The sequence below is a fragment of the Spongiibacter nanhainus genome (assembly GCF_016132545.1).
Taxonomy (GTDB): domain Bacteria; phylum Pseudomonadota; class Gammaproteobacteria; order Pseudomonadales; family Spongiibacteraceae; genus Spongiibacter; species Spongiibacter nanhainus.
Window position 1 is genome coordinate 1,883,205 of sequence record NZ_CP066167.1, and the last position, 21,111, is coordinate 1,904,315.

Genomic DNA, 21,111 nt, shown 5'->3' on the forward strand with positions numbered 1-21,111 from the left:
TAGTCAATATGGATAAGCAGAACCTTGCTCTCGTATTTCCCGGTCAGGGCTCACAAAAAGTGGGCATGCTGGCAGAGCTGGCGGAGGCGCACCCCATTATTACTGCCACCTTTGCCGAGGCCTCGGACGCACTGGACTACGATATGTGGAAGCTGGTTCAGCAGGGTGAGCAGGAGCAACTTAATCTCACCGAGACCACTCAGCCGGTATTGCTCACCGCCTCTGTGGCAGTGTGGCGGCTGTGGTGTGAGCAGAAAGGCCCCCGGCCGGCGCTGATGGCGGGTCACAGCCTGGGTGAGTTTTCAGCGCTGGTGTGCGCCGGTGCGCTGGCTTTTGGCGATGCCGTTCGCCTGGTCAGAGCGCGGGGGCAGGCAATGCAAACAGCAGTACCTGTTGGCCAGGGCGCGATGGCGGCGGTCATGGGGCTGGACGACGCTGAAATCGAACGCATCTGCCAGGAGCAAGCCGGCGATGGCGTTGTTGAGGCGGTGAATTACAACTCTCCCGGCCAGGTGGTTATTGCCGGCCATGCGGGCGCCGTTGAGCGCACGGCCGAGGCCTTAAAGGCTGCCGGTGCCAAGCGGGCAGTGCTGCTGCCGGTGAGTGCACCTTTCCATACCTCACTGATGCGGCCTGCTGGCGATAAACTGGCAGAGGCGCTTGAGGCCATCAGCGTATCCAAGCCGGAAACGCCAGTGGTGCACAATGTGCATGCACAAACTGAAGAAGAGCCCGAACAAATCAAAGAACTGTTGATCAAGCAAATATACAGCCCGGTGAAATGGGTGGGCTGCGTCCAGACGATGGTCGACGCCGGTGTCGAAATTACCGTTGAAGCGGGCCCTGGCAAAGTGCTCAGTGGCCTTAATAAACGCATCCACAAAGCGCTGAATTGCGTCAATGTCGATACGCCGGAGAGTCTCGAGAAAGCGCTGGCCGCGGTCCAGGCCTAGTCATCACAGCGCGGGCTATAAGAACAATCATTGCAACAGGAGTAAAAAAGTATGGAAAAAGTCGCACTGGTAACCGGTGCCAGCCGTGGCATTGGCAAGGCGATTGCTCTGGGCCTGGGTAAGGCGGGCTTTCAGGTTATTGGCACCGCTACAACAGAGGGCGGCGCCCAATCCATTGCCCAGTATCTGCAAGAGGCGGGCATTGAGGGCAGTGGCATGGCACTGGATATTGCCTCCAGTGAATCGGTGGAGGCGGTATTGAAAGCCATCAACGAAAAATATGGCGCGCCCACGGTGCTGGTGAATAATGCTGGCATCACTAAAGACAACATCATGCTGCGGATGAAGGATGACGAGTGGTTTGATGTTATCGATACCAATCTCAACTCCCTCTATCGGCTGGTTAAAGGCTGCCTGCGGGGCATGACCAAAGCGCGCTGGGGCCGCATCGTCAATATCAGTTCGGTGGTGGGATCAATGGGCAATGCCGGGCAGGCCAACTACGCCGCCGCCAAGGCCGGTATGAATGGTTTTACCCGGGCGCTGGCCAGTGAAATTGGTTCCCGAGGGATCACCGTCAACAGCGTGTCGCCGGGCTTTATCGATACCGATATGACTAAGAAGTTGCCTGACGCCCAGCGCGACGCACTTAAAGCGCAAATCCCCCTGCAGCGCCTGGGCGAAGCGGATGAGATTGCCGGCGTGGTGGCCTTCCTGGTCAGCGACGCTGCTGCGTATATCACCGGTGAGACAATCCACGTTAACGGCGGTATGTATATGGCGTAAACATCTGTTTTTGCGAGAAAAAAAGCTTACAATCGCTAAAAACTGGTATTTTGCTATGCACAAGAGCGGAGAGTCGAGGTAGAATGCGCCGAAGTGCTGAGCGGTAGCTATCGATTTATAGATCGTTTCCGGCTCGCTGTGGCGCTTGTCACGGTAAGAAGCAGAAACGCTCCCAACTTTAAATTTAACTAGGAGTCACTGAGGACCATGAGTAGCATCGAAGAACGCGTCAAGAAGATTGTTGCAGAGCAGCTGGGTGTTAAGGAAGACGACGTGCAGGAGTCTGCATCTTTCGTAGAGGACCTGGGCGCGGACTCTCTGGATACAGTCGAACTGGTAATGGCTCTTGAAGAGGAATTCGAAACCGAAATCCCCGACGAAGAAGCTGAGAAAATCACGACTGTGAAGCTGGCTATCGACTACATCAAGGAAAACTTGTAAGTCGTACCGCTTGCGACACGGTTCAGCCGTTGGAAAAGCCGTTGCTATGAGAATAGGGCGGCTTTTTTTATGTCCGGCTGTTGCGCCTAAAGCCGGCATCGGTGAGACAGATATTGTCGTATTGTGAGTTAATCAGACTTGTGGCCGTGTGACTGAAAGAGGCACGTGTTTGCAGGTATCTGCAAGTGCCCAAAGGCGCACTGATTTGACCCAGTGGTCGAGCCTGTACAACGATAACAGCGAATTTAGTGAAAAAAGATTGCCGGGGCTGCTTGAAGAGCCCCCGGAACAGTTGGAAGAGGGTAGATATGGCAAAGCGCAGGGTGGTGGTTACCGGTTTGGGTATGTTGAGTCCGCTGGGTAACTCTGTTGACCAAAGTTGGTCGGCAATTCTGGATGGCAAGAGCGGTATTGCCACTATCGACAGCTTTGATGTATCCAATTTCAATACCCGCATTGGCGGCGCGGTAAAAAACTTTGCCGTTGACCAGTACATGTCTGCCAAAGAAGCAAAGCGTTTCGACCCCTTCATTCACTACGGTATCGCTGCCGCCGAGCAAGCGCTGGCCGACGCGGGCCTGGAAGTTAACGACGATAACGCGCACCGGGTCGGCACGGCCATTGGTTCGGGTATCGGAGGTATTGGGCTCATTGAAAGCAGCCGCATGGTGATCGAGAAAAGCGGCCCTCGCAAACTCTCTCCCTTTACCGTCCCCGGTGCCATTATCAATATGGTGGAGGGCCTGCTGGCCATTCGCCACAACCTGCAAGGTCCCAGCATTGCCATCACCACCGCTTGTACCACCGGCACCCACAATATTGGTATCGCGGCTCGTATGATTGCCTACGGCGACGCCGATGCCATGGTGGTGGGTGGCGCCGAGATGGCCACCACCCCGGTGGGTGTCGGCGGCTTCGCCGCTGCCCGGGCCATGTCGACCCGCAATGACGATCCCGAGGCGGCCAGCCGCCCCTGGGATCGAGATCGGGATGGTTTTGTGTTGGGAGACGGCGCAGGTATTCTGGTGCTCGAAGAGTTAGAGTCTGCCCGCAAACGGGGAGCAAAAATCTACGCTGAGCTGTCGGGCTTTGGCATGAGTTGCGATGCCTTCCACATGACGTCGCCACCGGAGGATGGTCGGGGCGCGCTGGCAGCGATGAAAAATGCCGCCCAGGATGCCGGTGTTGCCGCCACCGATATCGATTACATCAATGCCCACGGCACCTCTACCCAAGCGGGGGATCTGGCGGAAAGTCGCGCCGTTGAGGCGCTGATGGGGGAGGCTGCCAATAGTGTAGCGGTGAGTTCGACCAAATCCATGATTGGCCATTTGCTGGGTGCCGCCGGCGCCGTAGAGGCCATTTTTACCGTGCTGTCGATCCGCGATCAGGTGGCGCCACCTACCATCAATCTGGATAACCCCGACGAGGGCTGTGATCTGAACTACGTACCCCATACCGCTCAGCAGCGGACCATTAAGCACGCGCTTTCCAACTCATTCGGCTTTGGCGGCACCAACGGTAGTCTGTTGTTCAGCCAGTTTGCAGACTGAGTTTAAGGCGTAGTGGCTCTGGATCCGTCGAACCCTGCCCAGTTACACAGCCAATCCCTGCTGGTGAATGGTCGCCGCAGTCGGGCGGTGTCTGCGCTGTCCCGAGGGCTGGCGTACGGTGATGGTGTTTTCGAAACACTGCTGTGGCGAGCCGGTGAGGCACTGTGGCTGGAGGATCACTTGCAGCGCCTGGCGTCGGGTTGCCGGCTGCTGGGGCTGGAAACAGACTTGATCGCGATTGAGGACGACGTTGCGCAGCTAGGTCGGACCATTGACAGCGCTGGGGTGATCAAAATTGTTGTGGCTCGACGGGCTGGTGGGCGAGGTTATACGCCATCCCACTCGCACAGTGACAGAGTGGTGGCATCGTTTCCGGCACCGGGCGGCGATAACTACTGGCAACACGGGGTGAGGATTGACTTATGCCAGCAGCGCCTATCACCGCAGCCGACTCTGGCCGGTATCAAGCATCTCAACCGTCTGGAGCAGGTACTTGCCGCCCGGGAGCTCAATGAACGGAGCTTGCCTGAAGGACTGATGCTGGATACTACTTCAGCCGTGGTCGAAGGTACCCGAAGTAACCTGTTTATCGTGCGCGATGGACGCCTTTACACCCCGGATCTGGCTAACTGTGGCGTGGCCGGTATTATGCGTCAGCGCTTACTGGCAAGCTGCGATAATTCCGGTGTAGTGGCGACTCTCAGACGTCTGTCGGTGGCTGAAGTATTGGCCGCCGACGAAGTATTTCTTTGCAACAGCGTATTCGGCATTTGGCCGGTCACGGCGATCGGTTGTGTTCACAAGCCCATCGGTGCGCTGACCCGACAATTTCAGCAGCAATTCAGCGACGTATTTCATGCTTAAGTTTTTATTCAAATGCTCTGTCGCTATCGTTTTTCCCGTGGTGCTGGTGCTGTTGTCTTCGGCGGCTTATGTAACAAGTGTTCTCAATAAGCCTCTTCAACTGAATGATAATGAAGTAATTTTTATCCTTCCACCGGGAACTGGCTTTTCTACGGCCATCAATCAGGCCGAAACCGACGGCTGGCTGGATGACAGCACGGCCTTGAAAATTTACGGACGACTGTTTCCCGGGGCAGCCCAAATTCGCGCCGGTGAATATCGTTTGCTGCAGGGCATCACCATCGGCGAATGGTTGACCAAAATGCGGGAAGGGCAGGTGGTGCGCCGTAAGCTTACCCTGGTGGAAGGCTGGCGTTTAAGTGAAGTGCTCAGACTGCTTAACCAACATGCCTTGCTGGACGGGGAGATTATTGGCGACGGTCCCGAACTCTGGCAACAACTGCAAATCGAATCGCCACTGGCAGCATCGCCGGAAGGCCTGATGTTTCCGGATACCTATGATTTTCAGCGTGGAGACTCACCGGAGAGTATTCTACGGCGGGCCTATCAACGCATGCTGGCGGTGCTAGACGAAGAATGGCAGACCAGGGCGGTGGGGCTGCCTTACGAGTCGCCCTATGAAGCCTTGATTATGGCCTCGATCATCGAAAAAGAGACCGGGGTCGCCGCCGAGCGGGGCACTATTGCCGGTGTGTTTGTAAGGCGGCTGCAAAAGGGTATGCTGTTGCAGACCGATCCCACCATTATTTACGGTTTGGGCGAGAGCTTTGACGGCAATCTGCGCAGCCGTCACCTCAGGGATGACGATAATCCCTACAATACCTACGCCCATCGGGGACTGCCGCCCACGCCCATCGCCCTGGCAGGGCGGGAGGCAATCCACGCGGCACTGCACCCCGAGCCCGGTGACGCGTTGTACTTTGTCGCCCGGGGCGACGGTAGCCACCAGTTTTCAGCCACACTGGCTGAGCACGAAGCCGCTGTTCGCCAGTATCAGTTGCAGCGCCGCAAGGACTATCGATCAGCGCCACAGTAGAGGCACCATTGGGAGCCACGCAAACAATGAATCCGGAGATTCGTCAGTGAGTCACAGGGGAAAATTCATCACCGTCGAGGGCAGCGAGGGAGTCGGTAAATCCACTAACCTGGATTTTGTGGCCCGGCAACTGCAGGCGGCGGGCATCGATTTTGTCGTGACCCGGGAGCCGGGTGGTACGCCTTTGGCGGAGGATATTCGGCAACTGTTGCTGACACCCCGTGACGAAGCGATGAGTGAATTGACCGAGCTGTTGCTGGTGTTTGCCGCTCGGGCCCAGCACCTCAGCGAAAAAATTGAGCCGGCTCTGGCCGCTGGCAACTGGGTGCTGTGTGATCGCTTTACCGATGCCACCTTTGCCTATCAGGGGGGTGGCCGACAAATGTCTGACGTGGTGATCGGCCAATTGCAGTCTCTGGTGCAGGGGGACCTGCGCCCTGATTTGACGCTACTTCTGGACGCACCGGTGGAGGTGGGTATGCAGCGCGCCAGCCGTCGGGGTGATCTGGATCGCTTCGAGCGGGAAGAACTGGACTTTTTTGAGCGGGTGCGCCAGGCGTATTTGTCCCAGGTTGAGCGAGAACCGGGTCGCTTTGCGGTCATCGATGCCAGTCAATCGCTAACATCGGTCCAGGGGCAGATAGTCGACGCCCTGACGCCCTACCTCAGCGCCAACCGTACGCCGACTGGAGAGTCATGAGCGACGCGACGCCCAGCACCCTGGAGACTCTGGCCTACCCCTGGCAGCAGGGGGATTGGCAGCGGGTCAAGCAATTGCTGTCGGCGGGGCGGCTGCCCCATGCACTGCTGCTGTCCGGTCCCGCAGGCGTGGGTAAGCTCCGCTTTGGTCGGGCTTTCGCCAGCCTGCTTTTGTGCGAGTCTCCCCAGCAAGTTGCCTGTGGTCAGTGTCGCAGTTGCCAGCTGTTAGCGTCGGGCAGTCATCCAGATTTTCGAGAGATTGCCCCAGAAGAGGGTAAGCGCCAGATTGCTATCGACCAGGTGCGCACGGTGCAGCAGTTTGCCGCTCAGCACGCCCACCGGGAGGGCGGGCGAAAGTTGATCCTGCTACATCCAGCCGAAGCAATGAACCACTTTACTGCCAATGCCCTGCTTAAAACTCTGGAAGAACCGGCGGGGACTACGGTGCTACTGCTGCTCAGTCATGCGCCGAGCCTGCTGTTGCCCACCATACGCTCCCGCTGCCTGCAAATGAGCCTGGCGGCTCCCGAGCCTGCCGCTGCCCGGCAGTGGTTAGGTCAGCAACTGGGGGATGCCGAATTGGCCGATACCCTGCTGTCCCAGACCGGCGGCAGCCCTCTGGCGGCCAGGGCCCTTTATGAGACCGATACCTGGGGACGCTGGCAGGAATTTGATGTCGGGTTGGACAATGTCATTGAACAAAAAATGCCCGCCCTGCAGCTGGCTGAAAAACAGCAGGAGGTCGACGCTGAGCTGGTGCTGGATTGGTGGGCAAACCGGCTTATGGCGGTCAATCGCCATTTGTTGGCCGGTGACAAGCTTCCCGGTGGCGGTTGGGAGCGTTGGCATGGGATGTCGCCGACTGCGGTCTATGAACTCCTCGACGATGTGGTGCGAAGCCGGTCGCAGATACGCCGGGGCGTCGTCCTTAACAAACGACTTTTGTGCGAGAGCCTGATACTAAGAGCGCTGGATTTGCTGGCGGCGACGCCGGCCTGAGGTCGCCGCTGTAGACCGACCCCGGCGATTTGCTATGATACAAAATCGATCTAGCCTGGAGCACACAGAGTGACAGCCGGACAAAGTGCAAAAAACGGTATTCTTTCCCTCACAATCAGGGATAAAGCTGTCCTTTACGCCGCCTATATGCCCTTTATCAAGGACGGCGGTTTATTTGTGCCCACCACCAAACCGTATAAGGTTGGCGACGAAGTGTTTATGTTGCTGAGCCTGATGGAAGAGGCGGAGAAACTGCCGGTCGCCGGTCGGGTGGTCTGGGTCACCCCCCGGGGCGCTCAGAGTAACCGCGCCGCTGGTATTGGCGTACAGTTTATCGGCGACGACAACACCGCAAACAAAAAGATCGAAGCCTATCTGGTCGGCATTATGGAGTCCGATAAACCGACCCACACCATGTAGCCCCCGGGACAGTCAGGGCGCACACCGTTAACTTTCCAAGCTTGAAGATGTGATTCTATGTTGGTAGATAGCCATTGCCATTTGGACCGTATTGATCTGGCGCCCTACGATGGCGACCTGGGCGCTGCGGTGGCCGCGGCACAGGCCCGAGGGGTCGAGCGCATACTGTGTATCGGTATCGATATGTCCAACGCTCCCACTGTAGTGGAGATCGCCGAGCGCTTCGACAATATCTACGCCTCGGTAGGGGTTCACCCGCTGGATATCAGCGACCAGTTATGCACCGAAGACGAGTTGCTGCAACGGGCCGATCACCCCAAGGTGGTGGCCATCGGCGAAACCGGCCTGGATTACTATTACAGTGGCGACAATCGCGAGCAGCAAATGGCCAGCTTTGCCGGTCATCTGCGGGCATCGGCCCAATGCGGCAAACCTGTAATTGTGCATACCCGCAACGCCCGGGAAGACACTCTGGAGTTAATCAAAGAGCACAGCGACCCCAAGGTGGCCGGTGTGTTGCATTGCTTTACCGAATCCTGGGAGATGGCCAGCGCGGCGATGGATATGGGCTATTTCATTTCTTTCTCCGGCATTATCACCTTTAAAAACGCGGCAGAGCTGCGGGAAGTGGTAGCGCAAGTTCCCATGGAGCGCTTGCTGGTGGAAACCGACTCGCCCTATCTGGCTCCTGTGCCTTATCGGGGCAAGAAGAACGAACCCAAGAATGTGGTGGAAGTGGCCCAGTGCGTCGCCGACATCAAGGGCTTGAGTTATCAGGAGGTGGTGGAGCAAACCACCCGCAACTTTGACCGGCTGTTTTTCTAATCCGCGATTCCACAGGGAGACCGTCTTGACCGATTCGACACTTCAAAAGACCGCTTTGCACCGTCTGCATGTGGAGCTGGGTGCCAAGATGGTGCCCTTCGCCGGCTACGATATGCCGGTCCAATATCCCCTGGGGGTGAAAAAAGAGCACCTGCACACCCGGGCCGCCGCTGGCCTGTTTGATGTCTCCCATATGGGGCAGGTTCGGCTCAGCGGGGAAGGCGTGGTGGAAGCCCTGTCGGTGCTGCTGCCCCAGGATGTCGCTGGACTTGCCGAGTCGCGACAGCGCTACACGCTGATGTTGGGTGAGCAGGGCGGTATTCTCGATGACTTGATGTTGGCCAACCGCGGCGAAGATTATCTGGCGGTGGTCAATGCGGCCTGTAAGCAGGATGATCTGGCCTGGATGCGCCGCCACCTGCCAGCGTCGGTGACCTGTGAGCTGCTTCCCGAGCAGTCCTTGCTTGCCTTACAGGGGCCTCAGGCCAGGGCGGTTCTCAGCCGCTTCAGCGACGACATCTCGGAAATGGTGTTTATGGATACCGCGTTTGTCACTATCGCGGATATGCCCTGCTGGGTCAGTTGCTCGGGTTACACCGGCGAGGACGGTTTTGAGATATCGGTGGCTGACCAACACGCTGAAGCACTGGCGCGATTGCTATTGGACCAGGATGACGTCGAGGCCATCGGTCTCGGTGCTCGGGACTCATTGCGCCTGGAATCTGGCTTATGCCTTTACGGTCACGATATGGACGGCCAAACCACACCGGTGGAGGCCAATTTGATGTGGGCCATCCCCAAATCGCGTCGCCCCGACGGGGAAAAAGCCGGTGGCTATATCGGTGCCGATGCCGTGCAAGCTGCCTTGGCCAGCGGTCCGACCCGGCGGCGGGTGCTACTCGATATCGACGGTCGTGCGCCGGTGAGAGAGGGGGCCAATATCGTCGACGGGCAGAACGGGGTAATCGGCTCGGTTTGCAGTGGCGGTTTTGGCCCCTCGGTATCGAGTCCGATCGCCATGGCTTATATTAATGCCAGTGCACTGGACGGTAGCCTGTCGCTTTACGCCGACGTCCGGGGCAAATTGATCCCGGTCACAGTGCGCAAAGCGCCTTATATTACCCAGCGCTATGTCCGCTGAGGACTTTACTCTCGGCATTGTCGAGGGGTTTTACGGGCGTCAGTGGAGCTGGGCTCAGCGCCGGGAGCTGGTGGGCAAACTCCCTGCCTGGGGTTACCGGGATTATGTCTATGCCCCCAAAGGAGACACCCAGCTTCGCAGTCACTGGCGTGCGCCGTTTCCGGCGGCATGGCGCGAGGCAGTAATGGCCTGGGCGACATGCTGCCAGGCAGCCGGGATCCGCTGGGGACTGGGGCTGTCGCCGGCGGGTGCTCAGGCAAAGTTTACCGACGCCGACCGGCAGGCGCTGGAATCGAAGCTTGCCGAAATTGCCCAGCTAAACCCCGATATTCTGTGGGTACTGTTTGACGATTTGCCAGCGGGCAACCCCAATCTGGCGACCAACCAGGTAGCGGTGGTGGAGGCCGTTCGCAGGCAACTACCTGCTGTTAAGCTGGCGGTCTGCCCCAGCTACTACAGCGACGATCCCATCCTCGAAGAGGTCTTCGGCGCGAGGCCTGTGGGCTATTTTGAAGACTTGGCGGCGGGCTTGCCCAAGGATGTCGAGATCCTTTGGACCGGCCCCAAAGTCATCAGTGACAGCTACAGCGAGGGCGATATGCGCCGCGCTGAACGGCAACTGGGCCGCAAGCCCTTACTGTGGGACAACTACCCGGTGAATGACGGCCGCAAAACCAGTCGCTTTTTGCATCTCCAGCCCTTTGTCGGCCGCCCGGCGGGGCTGGCAAAGTGGACCGCTGGACACTACGTTAACCCCATGAATCAGTTCCACCTTTCGGAGCTGGTGTTATCGGGTTTGGCCAATATCTACCGCGAGGGAGGGGACTACTCTGCCCAGCGGCAGTTTGATCTTGCCCTCGCTGAGCTGCCACAGGTGTTGGCGTCATTGCTGCGCCGGGACGCGCAAGTGTTCCAGAGCCAAGGGCTGGATGCCCTGACTGATAATGATAAATCTACCTTGATTCACGACTATGCGACGATTGATCACCCTGTCGCAGAGGAAGTGCGGGCCTGGCTAAACGAAGAGTACCGTTTCGATCCGGCTTGCTTGACTGAGTAGCTTTCGCGCACCACATTGAGGGCATACGGGCCCTTGCCATCAAGTAACGATTGCGGTAGCTTACCTCGCCCATGTTTACACGGTAAACATGGGCGAGGTAAGACGCCGCCATTGCCAACGAATGAGGACATGCAATGATTTACCAAGGTCAAGCCTTACAGGCGAAGTATCTGGAAGAGGGTATCGCTGAACTCTGCTTTGATTTGCAGGGAGATTCCGTCAACAAATTCAACCGTCTGACGCTGCAAGAGCTGGGCGAAGCCACAGACGCATTGGCTGCTGAATCCGGCCTAAAAGGTGTGGTGGTGACCAGCGGCAAAGGCGTGTTTATCGTCGGTGCCGACATCACCGAGTTCACCGAGCTCTTTAAGCTCCCCGAAGACGAATTGCGGGAGTGGGTAACTGGCGCCAACCAGGTGTTTAACCGGTTTGAAGATCTTCCGGTGCCCACCGTGGTAGCGATTAACGGCATCGCCCTGGGTGGCGGTTTTGAAATGTGCTTGGCCTGCGATTACCGGGTTATGTCCACGTCGGCCTCAGTCGGTTTGCCCGAAGTCAAGTTGGGCATCAACCCTGGTTTTGGCGGCACGGTGCGCCTGCCCCGGGTTATCGGTTGCGACAATGCTATGTTGTGGACCGCAACGGGCGATCACAAGAAACCTGATGTGGCGCTGAAAGATGGCGGTGTCGACGCGGTTGTGGCCCCTGAGTTGGTGAAAGAAGCCGCGGTCGACCTGCTCAAGCAGGCCATTAGTGGCAACTTTAACTGGCAGGCTCGCCGCCAGGAGAAACTGTCCCCGGTCAAGCTCAACGATATCGAGCGAATGATGGCCTTTACCACCGGCAAAGCCCTGGTGGCCCAACAGGCGGGTAAAAACATGCCGGCGCCGATCACGGCGGTGAAGTCGATGGAGGCCAACGCCACACTGGGTCGCGACGAGGCCATTGAGGTGGAAATCGATCACTTCATCAAGCTGACCAAAACGCCGCAGGCCGATGCGCTTATCGGTTTGTTCCTCAACGACCAGGAAGTGAACAAAGTCGCCAAGGGCGTCGCCAAGGCCGGCGCCGAGGTGAAGCAGGCCGCCGTATTGGGTGCCGGTATTATGGGCGGCGGTATTGCCTACCAGTCGGCCTTTAAAGGCACGCCGATCATTATGAAGGACATCGCCCAGGAAGGTCTGGATCTGGGAATGAAAGAGGCTGGTAAGCTGCTCTCCAAGCGGGTGGCCCGTGGCCGTATGAGCCCCGAGAAGATGGCGGCGATCCTCAGTTCCATCGAACCGACCCTGCACTACCAAGGTTTTGATCGCACCGACGTCGTAGTGGAAGCGGTGGTGGAAAATCCCAAGGTTAAGCACAGCGTGCTGGCCGAAACTGAAAAACATATCCGCGAAGACGCGGTGCTGGCCTCCAATACCTCGACGATTTCCATCACCTACCTCGCCGAGGCGCTGCAGCGTCCGGAAAATTTCTGCGGTATGCACTTCTTCAACCCGGTTCACGCCATGCCCTTGGTGGAAGTTATTCGCGGTGAAAAAACCAGCGATGCCACTGTAGCGCGGGTCGTGAAATATGCCCTGCAAATGGGTAAAACCCCCATTGTGGTGAACGACTGCCCCGGATTCTTCGTCAACCGGGTGCTGTTTCCCTATTTTGCCGGCTTCAACATGCTGGTTCGGGACGGTGTCGACTTCCGCCGCATCGATAAAGTGATGGAAAACTTCGGCATGCCCATGGGCCCCGCCTATTTGATGGACGTGGTGGGCATCGATACCTGTTCCCACGCAGCCGCAGTGATGGCAGAGGGCTTCCCCGAGCGCATGAAGCACGACTTCAAAGGGGTGTCTGAGCTGATGTACGAGGAGAAGCGCTTCGGCCAGAAGAACGGCCTGGGCTTCTACAAGTACGAAGAAGACAAGAAAGGCAAACCCCGCAAGACCGAAGACGAGATCGCATTGGCTTTGGCTCAGCAGTCCAAACAGGCAGAGCTCGAGGTTTCCGACGAGGATATTCTGGCGCGGATGATGATCCCCATGTGTATCGAGACAGTACGCTGCCTGGACGAGGGCATTGTGCAATCGCCAGCCGAAGCCGACATGGGCTTGATCATGGGTATCGGCTTCCCGGTATTCCGCGGTGGTGCCATTCGCTACATCCATCAGATGGGCGTCAAGGCCTTCTGTGAGCTGGCTGACCGCCATGCCGATCTGGGCGAATTGTATAAAGCGACCGAAAGCCTCACCGCCATGGCGGAAAACGGCGAAAGTTTCTTCAAATAATCGGGCGGAGACAGAAAATGACTATCAAAGACAATGATGTGGTAATCGTGGATTGCGCCCGTACTCCCATGGGGCGCTCCAAAAACGGTGTGTTTCGCAACGTCCGGGCGGAGAATATGTCGGCCGCCCTGGTGGACGCGCTGCTGGATCGCAATAGCAGCATCGACCCTGCGTCGTTTGAAGACGTGATTTGGGGTTGTGTTAACCAGACCAACGAGCAGGGCTGGAATATTGCTCGGATGATGTCAGTAATGACCAAGTTGCCTCACGAAGTGGCGGGGCAAACCGTCAGCCGCCTGTGTGGCTCTTCCATGTCGGCACTGCATACTGCGGCGGCGTCAATCACCGCCGGACTGGGCGATACCTTTATGGTGGGCGGCGTGGAACACATGGGTCATCTGGCCATGGACCACGGTGTCGACCCCAACCCTCAGGCCAGTAAATATGTGGCCCGGGCTGCCGGCATGATGGGCATGACCGCTGAGGCACTGGCCATGCTCCACGGTGTTGGCCGCCAGCAACAGGATGAATTTGGTTTGCGCTCCCACAAGCGAGCGGCGGATGCCCAGGCGAACGGCCGCTTCGATGGCGAAATCATCCCGCTGGAGGGACACGACGAAGACGGTCGCAAAATATTGGTTAGCGCCGACACCACCGTCCGTGGTGAGACCACGTTGGAAGGTTTGGCGGAATTGCGTCCCGCCTTTGACCCCAAAAATGGCACCGTCACCGCCGGCACCAGCTCGCAAATTGCTGATGGCGCCTCGGCGATGATCGTCATGTCCGGCCAGCGGGCTCGGGAGTTGGGTCTGACGCCCAAGGCGCGCATCGTGTCCATGGCGGTGGCTGGTGTCGATCCGTCGATCATGGGGTACGGTCCGGTACCGTCGACCCAGAAAGCACTGAAACGGGCAGGGCTGACCATCGCCGATATCGAGACTGTCGAGCTCAACGAGGCCTTTGCGGCCCAGGCGCTACCCGTGCTCAAAGACCTGAATTTGCTGGATGCCATGGATGACAAGGTAAACCTCAACGGTGGCGCAATTGCCCTCGGCCACCCCTTCGGTTGTTCTGGCACGCGTATCACCACCACCTTGCTCAATGTGATGGCCCAGCAGGGGACGACCCTTGGCCTTGCCACCATGTGCATTGGGATGGGGCAGGGTATCAGTACCATCGTCGAGCGGATCTAAACGCTCTGTGCCGGCGACGGCCACCTTCCCGACAGGGCTCCCTTGCGGGGCGAGGTGGCCTGTGGCACAATTTCCCGCCTCGCGAGCACGGTACCTCGCGAGGTGTTGGCTTTAAGTTGTTGAAAATCAAATAGTTAGACAGCTTTTGCCGTGTGCGGATGTGGTGAAATTGGTATACACGCCAGATTTAGGTTCTGGTGCCGCAAGGCGTGAGAGTTCGAGTCTCTCCATCCGCACCATTTAATCGAATTTTTCCGGGTCGCCAGCCGCTATGGTGCGGCGATTCGGGCACCCGTATATCGCATTTCGAGGAATTCCCATGCAAGTTTCCGTTGAAACGACCACAGGTCTGGAGCGTCGCCTGATCGTCGGTGTTCCGGCTGAGCGTATTGATAGCGCCGTCGACAGCCGTCTGCAAGAAGCCGCTAAAACCGTAAAACTCAACGGCTTCCGCCCCGGTAAAGTGCCGATGAAGGTTGTCCGCCAGCGTTTTGGCCAGTCGGTGCGCATGGAAGTCCTGGGCGAAGTAATGAACGAGAGCTTCCAGGAGGCCATTCAGCAGCAAGGCCTGAAGCCCGCCGGTCGTCCGGAAATCGAGCCCAAGAACCTGGAAGGCGGCAAAGACGTTGAGTTTGTCGCAACCTTCGAAGTGTTCCCAGACATTGAGCTGAAAGATTACAGCGGCATTGTAGTGAAAAAGCCGGTGTGTGAAATCTCTGCGGCCGATGTTGATACCATGATCGAAAATCTGCGCCAGCAGCGTGCCAGCTGGGAGGCAGTAGAGCGTCCTGCTCAGGAAGGAGATCAAGTCAATATCGACTATGTTGGCACCAAAGACGGTGAAGCCTTTGAAGGCGGCAGCGCCGAGGGCAGCGACCTGGAACTGGGTTCCGGTCGAATGATTCCCGGCTTTGAAGACGGCATCGTGGGCATGAGCGCCGGCGAAGAGAAAGTGCTGGCTTTGAGCTTTCCCGAGGACTACCACAGCGAAGAGCTCAAAGGCGCTGCAGTGGAGTTCAAGATCACTGTGAACGCGGTTAAAGAGAAAAAACTGCCCGAGCTGGACGAAGAGCTGTTTAAGGCTTTTGGCGTTGAAGAGGGCGGTGAAGAAGCTTTCCGGGCCGAAGTCGAAAAGAACATGTCCCGGGAGAAGAAAAACGCCACCGAGAACCGCGTCAAGACTCAGATCATGGATGGCGTGCTGGAAGCTCACAGCGACCTGCAGGTGCCCAAGGCGCTGATCTCTCAGGAAATTGATGCGCTGCGCAACCAGCAGATGCAGCAGTTCGGCGCGTTGGCCGAGAAGATCAATCCCAAAGACATCATGCCCGATGAGCTGTTCAGCGAAAATGCCGAGCGCCGGGTCAAGCTGGGTTTGGTGCTGAACGAAATTATCGCTCAGGAAGAGATCAAGGCTGACCAGGCTGCCGTAAAGGCAAAAGTCGAGGAAATGGCCGAGAGCTACGAGGATAAAGACGAGGTTATTCAGTGGTACATGAGTAATCCGCAGTACCTTCAGCAGATTGAAGGTCTGGTTATCGAAGAAGCTGTGGTTGAAAAACTACTTGAAAAATCACAGCTTAGCGAAGAAACTTTGAGCTATCAGGAATTGATGTCGCCTCCCGCGCCCGCAGAGAGTGACGACGCCAGCGAAGACTGAGCGCAGACGACGCGCCACTTCGCGTTGTAAGATGGCAAGCGGCAGGGCGGAGCGTCCTGTCGCTTGTTTTGTTTTTGGCCACCCTATTTTGAGCAGAGTGATCACACTATGACCCGGAATTCCTTTGAAGGTATCGATAATTCCCGCATCAACAACCTCGGCCTGGTGCCGATGGTGGTTGAGCAAACGGCGCGAGGCGAGCGCTCCTACGATATCTATTCCCGCCTACTCAAGGAGCGGGTGATCTTCTGTGTGGGGCCGGTAGAGGACCACATGGCGAATTTGATTGTTGCCCAGATGCTGTTTCTCGAATCGGAGAACCCCGACAAAGATATCCACCTCTATATCAATTCTCCGGGCGGCTCGGTGACGGCGGGCTTGTCTATTTACGACACCATGCAATTTATCAAGCCCGATGTTAGCACCATGTGTATTGGCCAGGCGGCCAGCATGGGCGCCTTCCTGCTAACCGGGGGCGAAAAGGGCAAGCGCTTTATCCTGCCCAACGCCCGCACCATGATTCACCAGCCCAGCGGCGGTGCCCAGGGCCAGGCGACAGATATCGATATCCACGCTCGGGAAATCCTGATCATTCGCGAGCGCCTCAACCATTTAATGGCTGAGCACACCGGGCAGAGCTATGAGACCATTGCCCGGGATACCGAGCGGGATAACTTTATGAATGCGCAGCAATCCTGCGATTACGGGCTGGTCGACGAGGTGATTTCGTCGCGTTAATCCCAAGGCGAGGGGAATTTCAAGTAGATTCCACAACTTGCAAAAGCCCTAAAAAGGCGTCATCTTTACATTTAAGTGAAAGATGCCCGCAAGCATTACCAAGGTGAGTGTGAATGAGTAGTAAAGACGGCGCAGATGACAACGGCAAGCTGCTGTATTGTTCCTTCTGCGGCAAAAGCCAGCACGAAGTCCGCAAGCTGATTGCTGGCCCATCGGTCTTCATTTGTGATGAGTGTGTGGACCTGTGTAACGATATTATTCGTGAAGAGGTTCAGGAAGCCTCAGGTGAGACCAATCACGAAAAGTTGCCGACACCGCTGGAAATCAACGAAACGCTGGATCAGTACGTTATCGGTCAAGCGCGGGCCAAAAAAGTCCTCTCAGTGGCGGTATACAACCACTACAAACGCCTTCGCCACGGCGATAGCGGCCGAGACGAAGTGGAGCTGGGCAAATCCAATATTCTATTGGTAGGCCCCACTGGTAGCGGTAAAACTCTGCTGGCCGAGACCCTGGCCCGGCTGTTGGATGTTCCCTTTACCATCGCCGACGCCACCACACTGACCGAAGCCGGTTATGTGGGCGAAGACGTTGAAAATATCATCCAGAAGCTGCTGCAGAAGTGCGATTACGACGTAGAGAAAGCCCAAATGGGTATTGTCTACATCGACGAGATCGACAAGATTTCCCGCAAGTCTGACAACCCATCCATCACCCGAGATGTGTCAGGCGAAGGCGTACAGCAGGCTTTGCTGAAGCTGATCGAGGGCACAGTGGCGTCGGTGCCGCCCCAGGGTGGTCGCAAGCATCCCCAGCAGGAGTTCCTGCAAGTGGATACGGCCAATATTCTGTTTATCTGTGGCGGTGCATTCGCCGGCCTGGACCGCGTTATTCGCGATCGTTCAGAAAAAGGCGGTATTGGCTTCGGGGCCGAGGTCAAGAGCAAAGACGACTCCCGTAACGTGGGTGAAATCCTGGCCGATGTGGAGCCGGAAGATCTGGTCCGTTACGGTTTGATTCCCGAATTTGTCGGCCGTTTGCCGGTAATTGCGACCCTGGAAGAGCTGGATATCGACGCTCTGGTGAGCATTTTGACCGAGCCAAAGAACGCGCTCACCAAACAGTACGCCAAACTGTTTGATATGGAGGGTGTCGAAGTCGACTTCCGCGAAGACGGCCTGCGCGCCGTGGCAGAAAAGGCGATGGTCCGCAAAACCGGGGCCCGGGGTCTGCGCTCCATTCTGGAGTCAGTATTGCTGGATACCATGTACGACCTGCCTTCCACCGACAACGTCAGCAAGGTGGTCATCGACGAGTCGGTCATCAAAGGCGAGTCGCCACCAATACTGGTTTACAGCGAGCAACGCAAAGCCGCGCCTGAAGAGTAGTAGCGCAAAACCCGCCAACACAGTGTGTTCGGCGGGTTTTTTGTCAGTTTCTTTACAAGTCAAGACTTGTTTTTCCCGCCTTTAGTCCTCATCTTAGAAACAAGCGAGTCATAAACACGACACGGTCGTGCTGTGACCAGTCACTCATCAGATGAGGCCAACTAATGTCTGATACGCGAGAATCCCTGGAGCTTCCGCTGCTCCCACTTCGCGACGTTGTAGTCTACCCCCACATGGTTATCCCCCTGTTTGTAGGTCGGGATAAATCCATTCGCGCTCTGGAGCTGGCGATGTCCAGCAACAAGGAAATCGCCCTGGTGGCGCAGCGCAATCCCGATGTGGACGAACCGGATACCAGCGACCTGTACGATATCGCCACGGTGGCGAATATTCTCCAGCTGCTGAAACTGCCCGATGGCACGGTTAAAGTGCTGGTTGAGGGCAGTTATCGGGCTCAGGTCGACGCCATTACCGCCGAAGAGGACTACTTCAAGGCCGAAGTCACCGGTATCGACGAGAGCAAAATTCCCGAGCAGGAAGCCGAAGTGATCCTGCGCTCCGCTGTCTCCCAGTTTGAGAAGTTCGTCAACCTCAGCAAGAAGATTCCTGCCGAGGTACTGACCTCGTTGTCTGGTATCGAAGACCCGGGCCGTTTGGCCGACACCATTGCTGCCCATATGAGCATGGACCTGGAGCAAAAGCAGGCTGTGCTGGAAATGGCTGATGAGCGGGAGCGACTCGAGCACTTGATGGCGCTGATGGAGGCGGAAATCGACCTGTTCCAGGTTGAAAAACGTATCCGCGGTCGCGTTAAGAAGCAGATGGAAAAGAGCCAGCGCGAGTACTACCTCAATGAGCAAATGAAGGCCATTCAGCGGGAGCTGGGTGAGACCGAAGAAGGTGTCAACGAACTCGAAGAGCTGGAACAGCGCATCGAAAAAGTCGGCATGAGCAAAGAGGCCCTGGAAAAAGCCAAGGCCGAGCTCGGCAAGCTGAAAATGATGTCGCCAATGTCTGCCGAAGCTTCGGTGGTGCGCGGTTATTTGGATTGGCTGGTTAATATCCCCTGGCAAAAGCGCTCGCGGGTGAAGCACGATCTAAAGCGCGCCGAAACCATCCTCAACGAAGATCACTATGGCCTGGAAGAGGTCAAGGATCGGATTTTGGAATATCTGGCAGTGCAGAAACGGGTCAAGAAAGTCAAAGGACCGGTACTCTGCTTGGTGGGCCCCCCGGGTGTCGGTAAGACATCTCTGGGTGAATCCATCGCCCGTGCCACCAACCGCAAGTTTGTGAGGATGGCGCTGGGTGGCGTGCGGGACGAAGCAGAAATTCGCGGCCACCGACGCACCTACATTGGCTCCATGCCCGGCAAGGTTGTGCAAAAAATGTCCAAAACAGGGGTGCGCAACCCGCTGTTTCTGTTGGACGAGATCGACAAAATGGGTATGGACCACCGCGGCGATCCTGCCTCGGCACTCCTCGAGGTACTCGATCCTGAACAGAACAATTCCTTCAACGATCACTACCTGGAGGTCGATTACGACCTGTCAGACGTGATGTTTATCTGTACCTCCAACTCCTTGAATATCCCTCCGGCATTGCTGGACCGGATGGAGGTTATTCGCATCCCCGGTTATACCGAGGATGAGAAGATCAATATCGCCAAGCGCTATTTGATACCCAAACAGTTAAAAAACAATGGGCTTAAGGCGAAGGAAGCCGAAATCGAAGACGGTGTGTTAAAGGACATTGTCCGCCACTACACCCGCGAGGCCGGGGTCCGTAGCCTCGAGCGAGAGATTGCTAAAATCTGTCGTAAGATCGTTAAAAACGTCGCGCTCAGCAAAGAGGATGCGCCGATCACTGTGACCAGTGACAACCTGGAAGACTATCTCGGCGTGCGCCGTTATACCTTCGGCAAAGCCGAGGAAGAGAACAAAATCGGTCAGGTAACCGGCTTGGCCTGGACCCAGGTGGGTGGCGAACTGCTGACTATTGAAGCCGTCTCGGTAGAGGGTAAAGGGCGTCATGTGCGAACTGGCTCTCTGGGCGACGTGATGCAGGAATCGATTCAGGCGGCAATGACAGTTGTCCGCAGCCGCTCAAAGCGCTTGGGGATCCCTGCGATCTATCACGATAAGCACGATATCCACATCCACATTCCTGAAGGCGCGACGCCCAAAGACGGCCCCTCTGCCGGCATCGGCATGTGTACCGCTCTGGTCTCAGTGATCACTGGTATACCAGTGCGCTCCGATGTCGCCATGACGGGTGAAATCACCCTGCGCGGCCAGGTTTTGGCGATTGGAGGGCTCAAGGAAAAACTGCTGGCGGCACACCGGGGTGGCATTCGCACCGTGGTGATTCCCGCTGAAAATGAACGGGATTTAAAAGAAATTCCGGACAATATCAAAGCCGACCTGGAGATCCGCCCTGTGAAGTGGATAGATGAGGTGCTGGATATTGCCCTGGAGCGCATTCCTGAGGAAATTTCCGACGAAGCCTACCTTGCGGGACTGGACGACGCCCAAAAGGCTGTGGAGACGGCGGAGAATAGTGAGGGTGCATCGCGCCCCAGTGCCCATTAAACTGCATTGATTCCTTGACCGGCCCTGGAGCAGTTGGTATAAAACCCACTCTCTGAATGGCCGGTCAGGCCTGATATTTCGCAGGTTTCAGCTCTGCCATCCAGTTGTAAATGTTGACGGAAAAGTCGACAAAAAAGTTGACAACACAGTTTCTACAAATCGTTGACCACGAGTTGGTTGCATAACAATTCAAAGGGGAAGGATAAGTGAATAAATCTGAGCTAATCGACGCTATCGCCGAATCGGCGGATCTCTCTAAAGCATCTGCCGGTCGCGCGTTGGATGCCGCAGTCGACGCGATCACCAATGCGCTGAAAGCTGACGACACGGTGTCTCTGGTTGGCTTCGGTACCTTTAGCGTTAAAGAGCGTGCAGCTCGCACCGGACGCAACCCGCAAACTGGCGAACCCATCGAAATTGCTGCGGCGAAAATCCCCAGCTTTAAAGCGGGTAAAGCCTTGAAGGACGCCTGCAACTAAGTT

At 56.8% G+C, this 21,111-nt stretch carries 19 protein-coding genes and 1 tRNA gene; all 20 read left to right on the forward strand.

Annotation, left to right across the window (positions count from 1 at the left end; genetic code table 11):
• Positions 1–8: 8 nt before the first annotated feature.
• The 20 genes from fabD (at position 9) to I6N98_RS08695 (ending at position 21,108) form a co-directional block, all read left to right on the forward strand.
• Complete coding sequence (gene fabD, locus I6N98_RS08600) at positions 9–953, forward strand: ACP S-malonyltransferase (protein WP_198571359.1); 945 nt, start codon at positions 9–11, stop codon at positions 951–953.
• Positions 954–1,004: 51 nt separating this feature from the next.
• Positions 1,005–1,739 carry a 3-oxoacyl-ACP reductase FabG gene (gene fabG, locus I6N98_RS08605; protein ID WP_198571360.1) on the forward strand — a complete coding sequence of 245 codons (735 nt, stop codon included), beginning with the start codon at positions 1,005–1,007 and terminating at the stop codon, positions 1,737–1,739.
• A gap of 207 nt (positions 1,740–1,946) precedes the next feature.
• Positions 1,947–2,180 carry an acyl carrier protein gene (gene acpP / locus I6N98_RS08610; protein ID WP_198571361.1) on the forward strand — a complete coding sequence of 78 codons (234 nt, stop codon included), beginning with the start codon at positions 1,947–1,949 and terminating at the stop codon, positions 2,178–2,180.
• A gap of 308 nt (positions 2,181–2,488) precedes the next feature.
• Positions 2,489–3,733 carry a beta-ketoacyl-ACP synthase II gene (fabF, locus tag I6N98_RS08615; protein WP_198571362.1) on the forward strand — a complete coding sequence of 415 codons (1,245 nt, stop codon included), beginning with the start codon at positions 2,489–2,491 and terminating at the stop codon, positions 3,731–3,733.
• A 12-nt stretch (positions 3,734–3,745) separates the two neighbouring features.
• Complete coding sequence (gene pabC / locus I6N98_RS08620; protein ID WP_198571363.1) at positions 3,746–4,597, forward strand: aminodeoxychorismate lyase; 852 nt, start codon at positions 3,746–3,748, stop codon at positions 4,595–4,597.
• The gene (gene mltG / locus I6N98_RS08625) at positions 4,590–5,633 is read left to right on the forward strand and encodes an endolytic transglycosylase MltG (RefSeq protein ID WP_198571364.1); all 1,044 of its coding nucleotides are present in this window, start codon (positions 4,590–4,592) and stop codon (positions 5,631–5,633) included. The genes pabC and mltG overlap by 8 nt, the downstream gene beginning before the upstream one ends.
• 46 nt (positions 5,634–5,679) lie before the next feature.
• Complete coding sequence (tmk, locus tag I6N98_RS08630) at positions 5,680–6,333, forward strand: dTMP kinase (RefSeq protein WP_198571365.1); 654 nt, start codon at positions 5,680–5,682, stop codon at positions 6,331–6,333.
• Positions 6,330–7,331 (forward strand): DNA polymerase III subunit delta', encoded by a 1,002-nt coding sequence (locus I6N98_RS08635; RefSeq protein WP_198571366.1) that lies wholly within the window; start codon positions 6,330–6,332, stop codon positions 7,329–7,331. Before tmk ends, I6N98_RS08635 begins: the two co-directional genes overlap by 4 nt.
• Before the next feature lie 69 nt (positions 7,332–7,400).
• Positions 7,401–7,751 (forward strand): PilZ domain-containing protein, encoded by a 351-nt coding sequence (locus tag I6N98_RS08640; RefSeq protein WP_198571367.1) that lies wholly within the window; start codon positions 7,401–7,403, stop codon positions 7,749–7,751.
• Between the two features lie 57 nt (positions 7,752–7,808).
• Complete coding sequence (locus I6N98_RS08645) at positions 7,809–8,576, forward strand: TatD family hydrolase (protein ID WP_198571368.1); 768 nt, start codon at positions 7,809–7,811, stop codon at positions 8,574–8,576.
• A gap of 25 nt (positions 8,577–8,601) precedes the next feature.
• On the forward strand, positions 8,602–9,717 hold the full coding sequence (gcvT, locus tag I6N98_RS08650; protein WP_198571369.1) for a glycine cleavage system aminomethyltransferase GcvT: 1,116 nt from the start codon (positions 8,602–8,604) through the stop codon (positions 9,715–9,717).
• Entirely contained in the window at positions 9,707–10,777 is a 1,071-nt protein-coding gene (locus I6N98_RS08655; protein WP_198571370.1) for a beta-N-acetylglucosaminidase domain-containing protein, read from the forward strand. The genes gcvT and I6N98_RS08655 overlap by 11 nt, the downstream gene beginning before the upstream one ends.
• A gap of 134 nt (positions 10,778–10,911) precedes the next feature.
• Positions 10,912–13,059: a fatty acid oxidation complex subunit alpha FadB gene (fadB, locus tag I6N98_RS08660; protein WP_198571371.1), complete on the forward strand. Its 2,148-nt coding sequence runs from the start codon at positions 10,912–10,914 to the stop codon at positions 13,057–13,059.
• Positions 13,060–13,076: 17 nt separating this feature from the next.
• Complete coding sequence (gene fadA, locus I6N98_RS08665) at positions 13,077–14,252, forward strand: acetyl-CoA C-acyltransferase FadA (RefSeq protein ID WP_198571372.1); 1,176 nt, start codon at positions 13,077–13,079, stop codon at positions 14,250–14,252.
• A gap of 154 nt (positions 14,253–14,406) precedes the next feature.
• Positions 14,407–14,491, forward strand: a tRNA-Leu gene (locus I6N98_RS08670).
• Between the two features lie 80 nt (positions 14,492–14,571).
• Complete coding sequence (gene tig, locus I6N98_RS08675; protein ID WP_198571373.1) at positions 14,572–15,912, forward strand: trigger factor; 1,341 nt, start codon at positions 14,572–14,574, stop codon at positions 15,910–15,912.
• Between the two features lie 108 nt (positions 15,913–16,020).
• The gene (gene clpP / locus I6N98_RS08680; RefSeq protein WP_273475624.1) at positions 16,021–16,650 is read left to right on the forward strand and encodes an ATP-dependent Clp endopeptidase proteolytic subunit ClpP; all 630 of its coding nucleotides are present in this window, start codon (positions 16,021–16,023) and stop codon (positions 16,648–16,650) included.
• A gap of 113 nt (positions 16,651–16,763) precedes the next feature.
• On the forward strand, positions 16,764–18,038 hold the full coding sequence (gene clpX / locus I6N98_RS08685) for an ATP-dependent Clp protease ATP-binding subunit ClpX (RefSeq protein ID WP_198571374.1): 1,275 nt from the start codon (positions 16,764–16,766) through the stop codon (positions 18,036–18,038).
• Positions 18,039–18,202: 164 nt separating this feature from the next.
• Positions 18,203–20,629, forward strand: coding sequence for an endopeptidase La (lon, locus tag I6N98_RS08690; protein WP_198571375.1), 2,427 nt, complete (start codon positions 18,203–18,205; stop codon positions 20,627–20,629).
• Positions 20,630–20,835: 206 nt separating this feature from the next.
• Positions 20,836–21,108 (forward strand): HU family DNA-binding protein, encoded by a 273-nt coding sequence (locus tag I6N98_RS08695; protein WP_198571376.1) that lies wholly within the window; start codon positions 20,836–20,838, stop codon positions 21,106–21,108.
• Positions 21,109–21,111 lie beyond the last annotated feature (3 nt).

Coding starts and splice junctions, on each gene's coding strand:
- tig (WP_198571373.1), top strand. CDS start 14,572: ATGCAAGTTTCCGTTGAAACGACCACAGGTCTGGAGCGTCGCCTGATC.
- fabF (WP_198571362.1), top strand. CDS start 2,489: ATGGCAAAGCGCAGGGTGGTGGTTACCGGTTTGGGTATGTTGAGTCCG.
- fadB (WP_198571371.1), top strand. CDS start 10,912: ATGATTTACCAAGGTCAAGCCTTACAGGCGAAGTATCTGGAAGAGGGT.
- I6N98_RS08655 (WP_198571370.1), top strand. CDS start 9,707: ATGTCCGCTGAGGACTTTACTCTCGGCATTGTCGAGGGGTTTTACGGG.
- I6N98_RS08645 (WP_198571368.1), top strand. CDS start 7,809: ATGTTGGTAGATAGCCATTGCCATTTGGACCGTATTGATCTGGCGCCC.
- acpP (WP_198571361.1), top strand. CDS start 1,947: ATGAGTAGCATCGAAGAACGCGTCAAGAAGATTGTTGCAGAGCAGCTG.
- mltG (WP_198571364.1), top strand. CDS start 4,590: ATGCTTAAGTTTTTATTCAAATGCTCTGTCGCTATCGTTTTTCCCGTG.
- fadA (WP_198571372.1), top strand. CDS start 13,077: ATGACTATCAAAGACAATGATGTGGTAATCGTGGATTGCGCCCGTACT.
- lon (WP_198571375.1), top strand. CDS start 18,203: ATGTCTGATACGCGAGAATCCCTGGAGCTTCCGCTGCTCCCACTTCGC.
- fabD (WP_198571359.1), top strand. CDS start 9: ATGGATAAGCAGAACCTTGCTCTCGTATTTCCCGGTCAGGGCTCACAA.
- I6N98_RS08635 (WP_198571366.1), top strand. CDS start 6,330: ATGAGCGACGCGACGCCCAGCACCCTGGAGACTCTGGCCTACCCCTGG.
- clpX (WP_198571374.1), top strand. CDS start 16,764: ATGAGTAGTAAAGACGGCGCAGATGACAACGGCAAGCTGCTGTATTGT.
- fabG (WP_198571360.1), top strand. CDS start 1,005: ATGGAAAAAGTCGCACTGGTAACCGGTGCCAGCCGTGGCATTGGCAAG.
- clpP (WP_273475624.1), top strand. CDS start 16,021: ATGACCCGGAATTCCTTTGAAGGTATCGATAATTCCCGCATCAACAAC.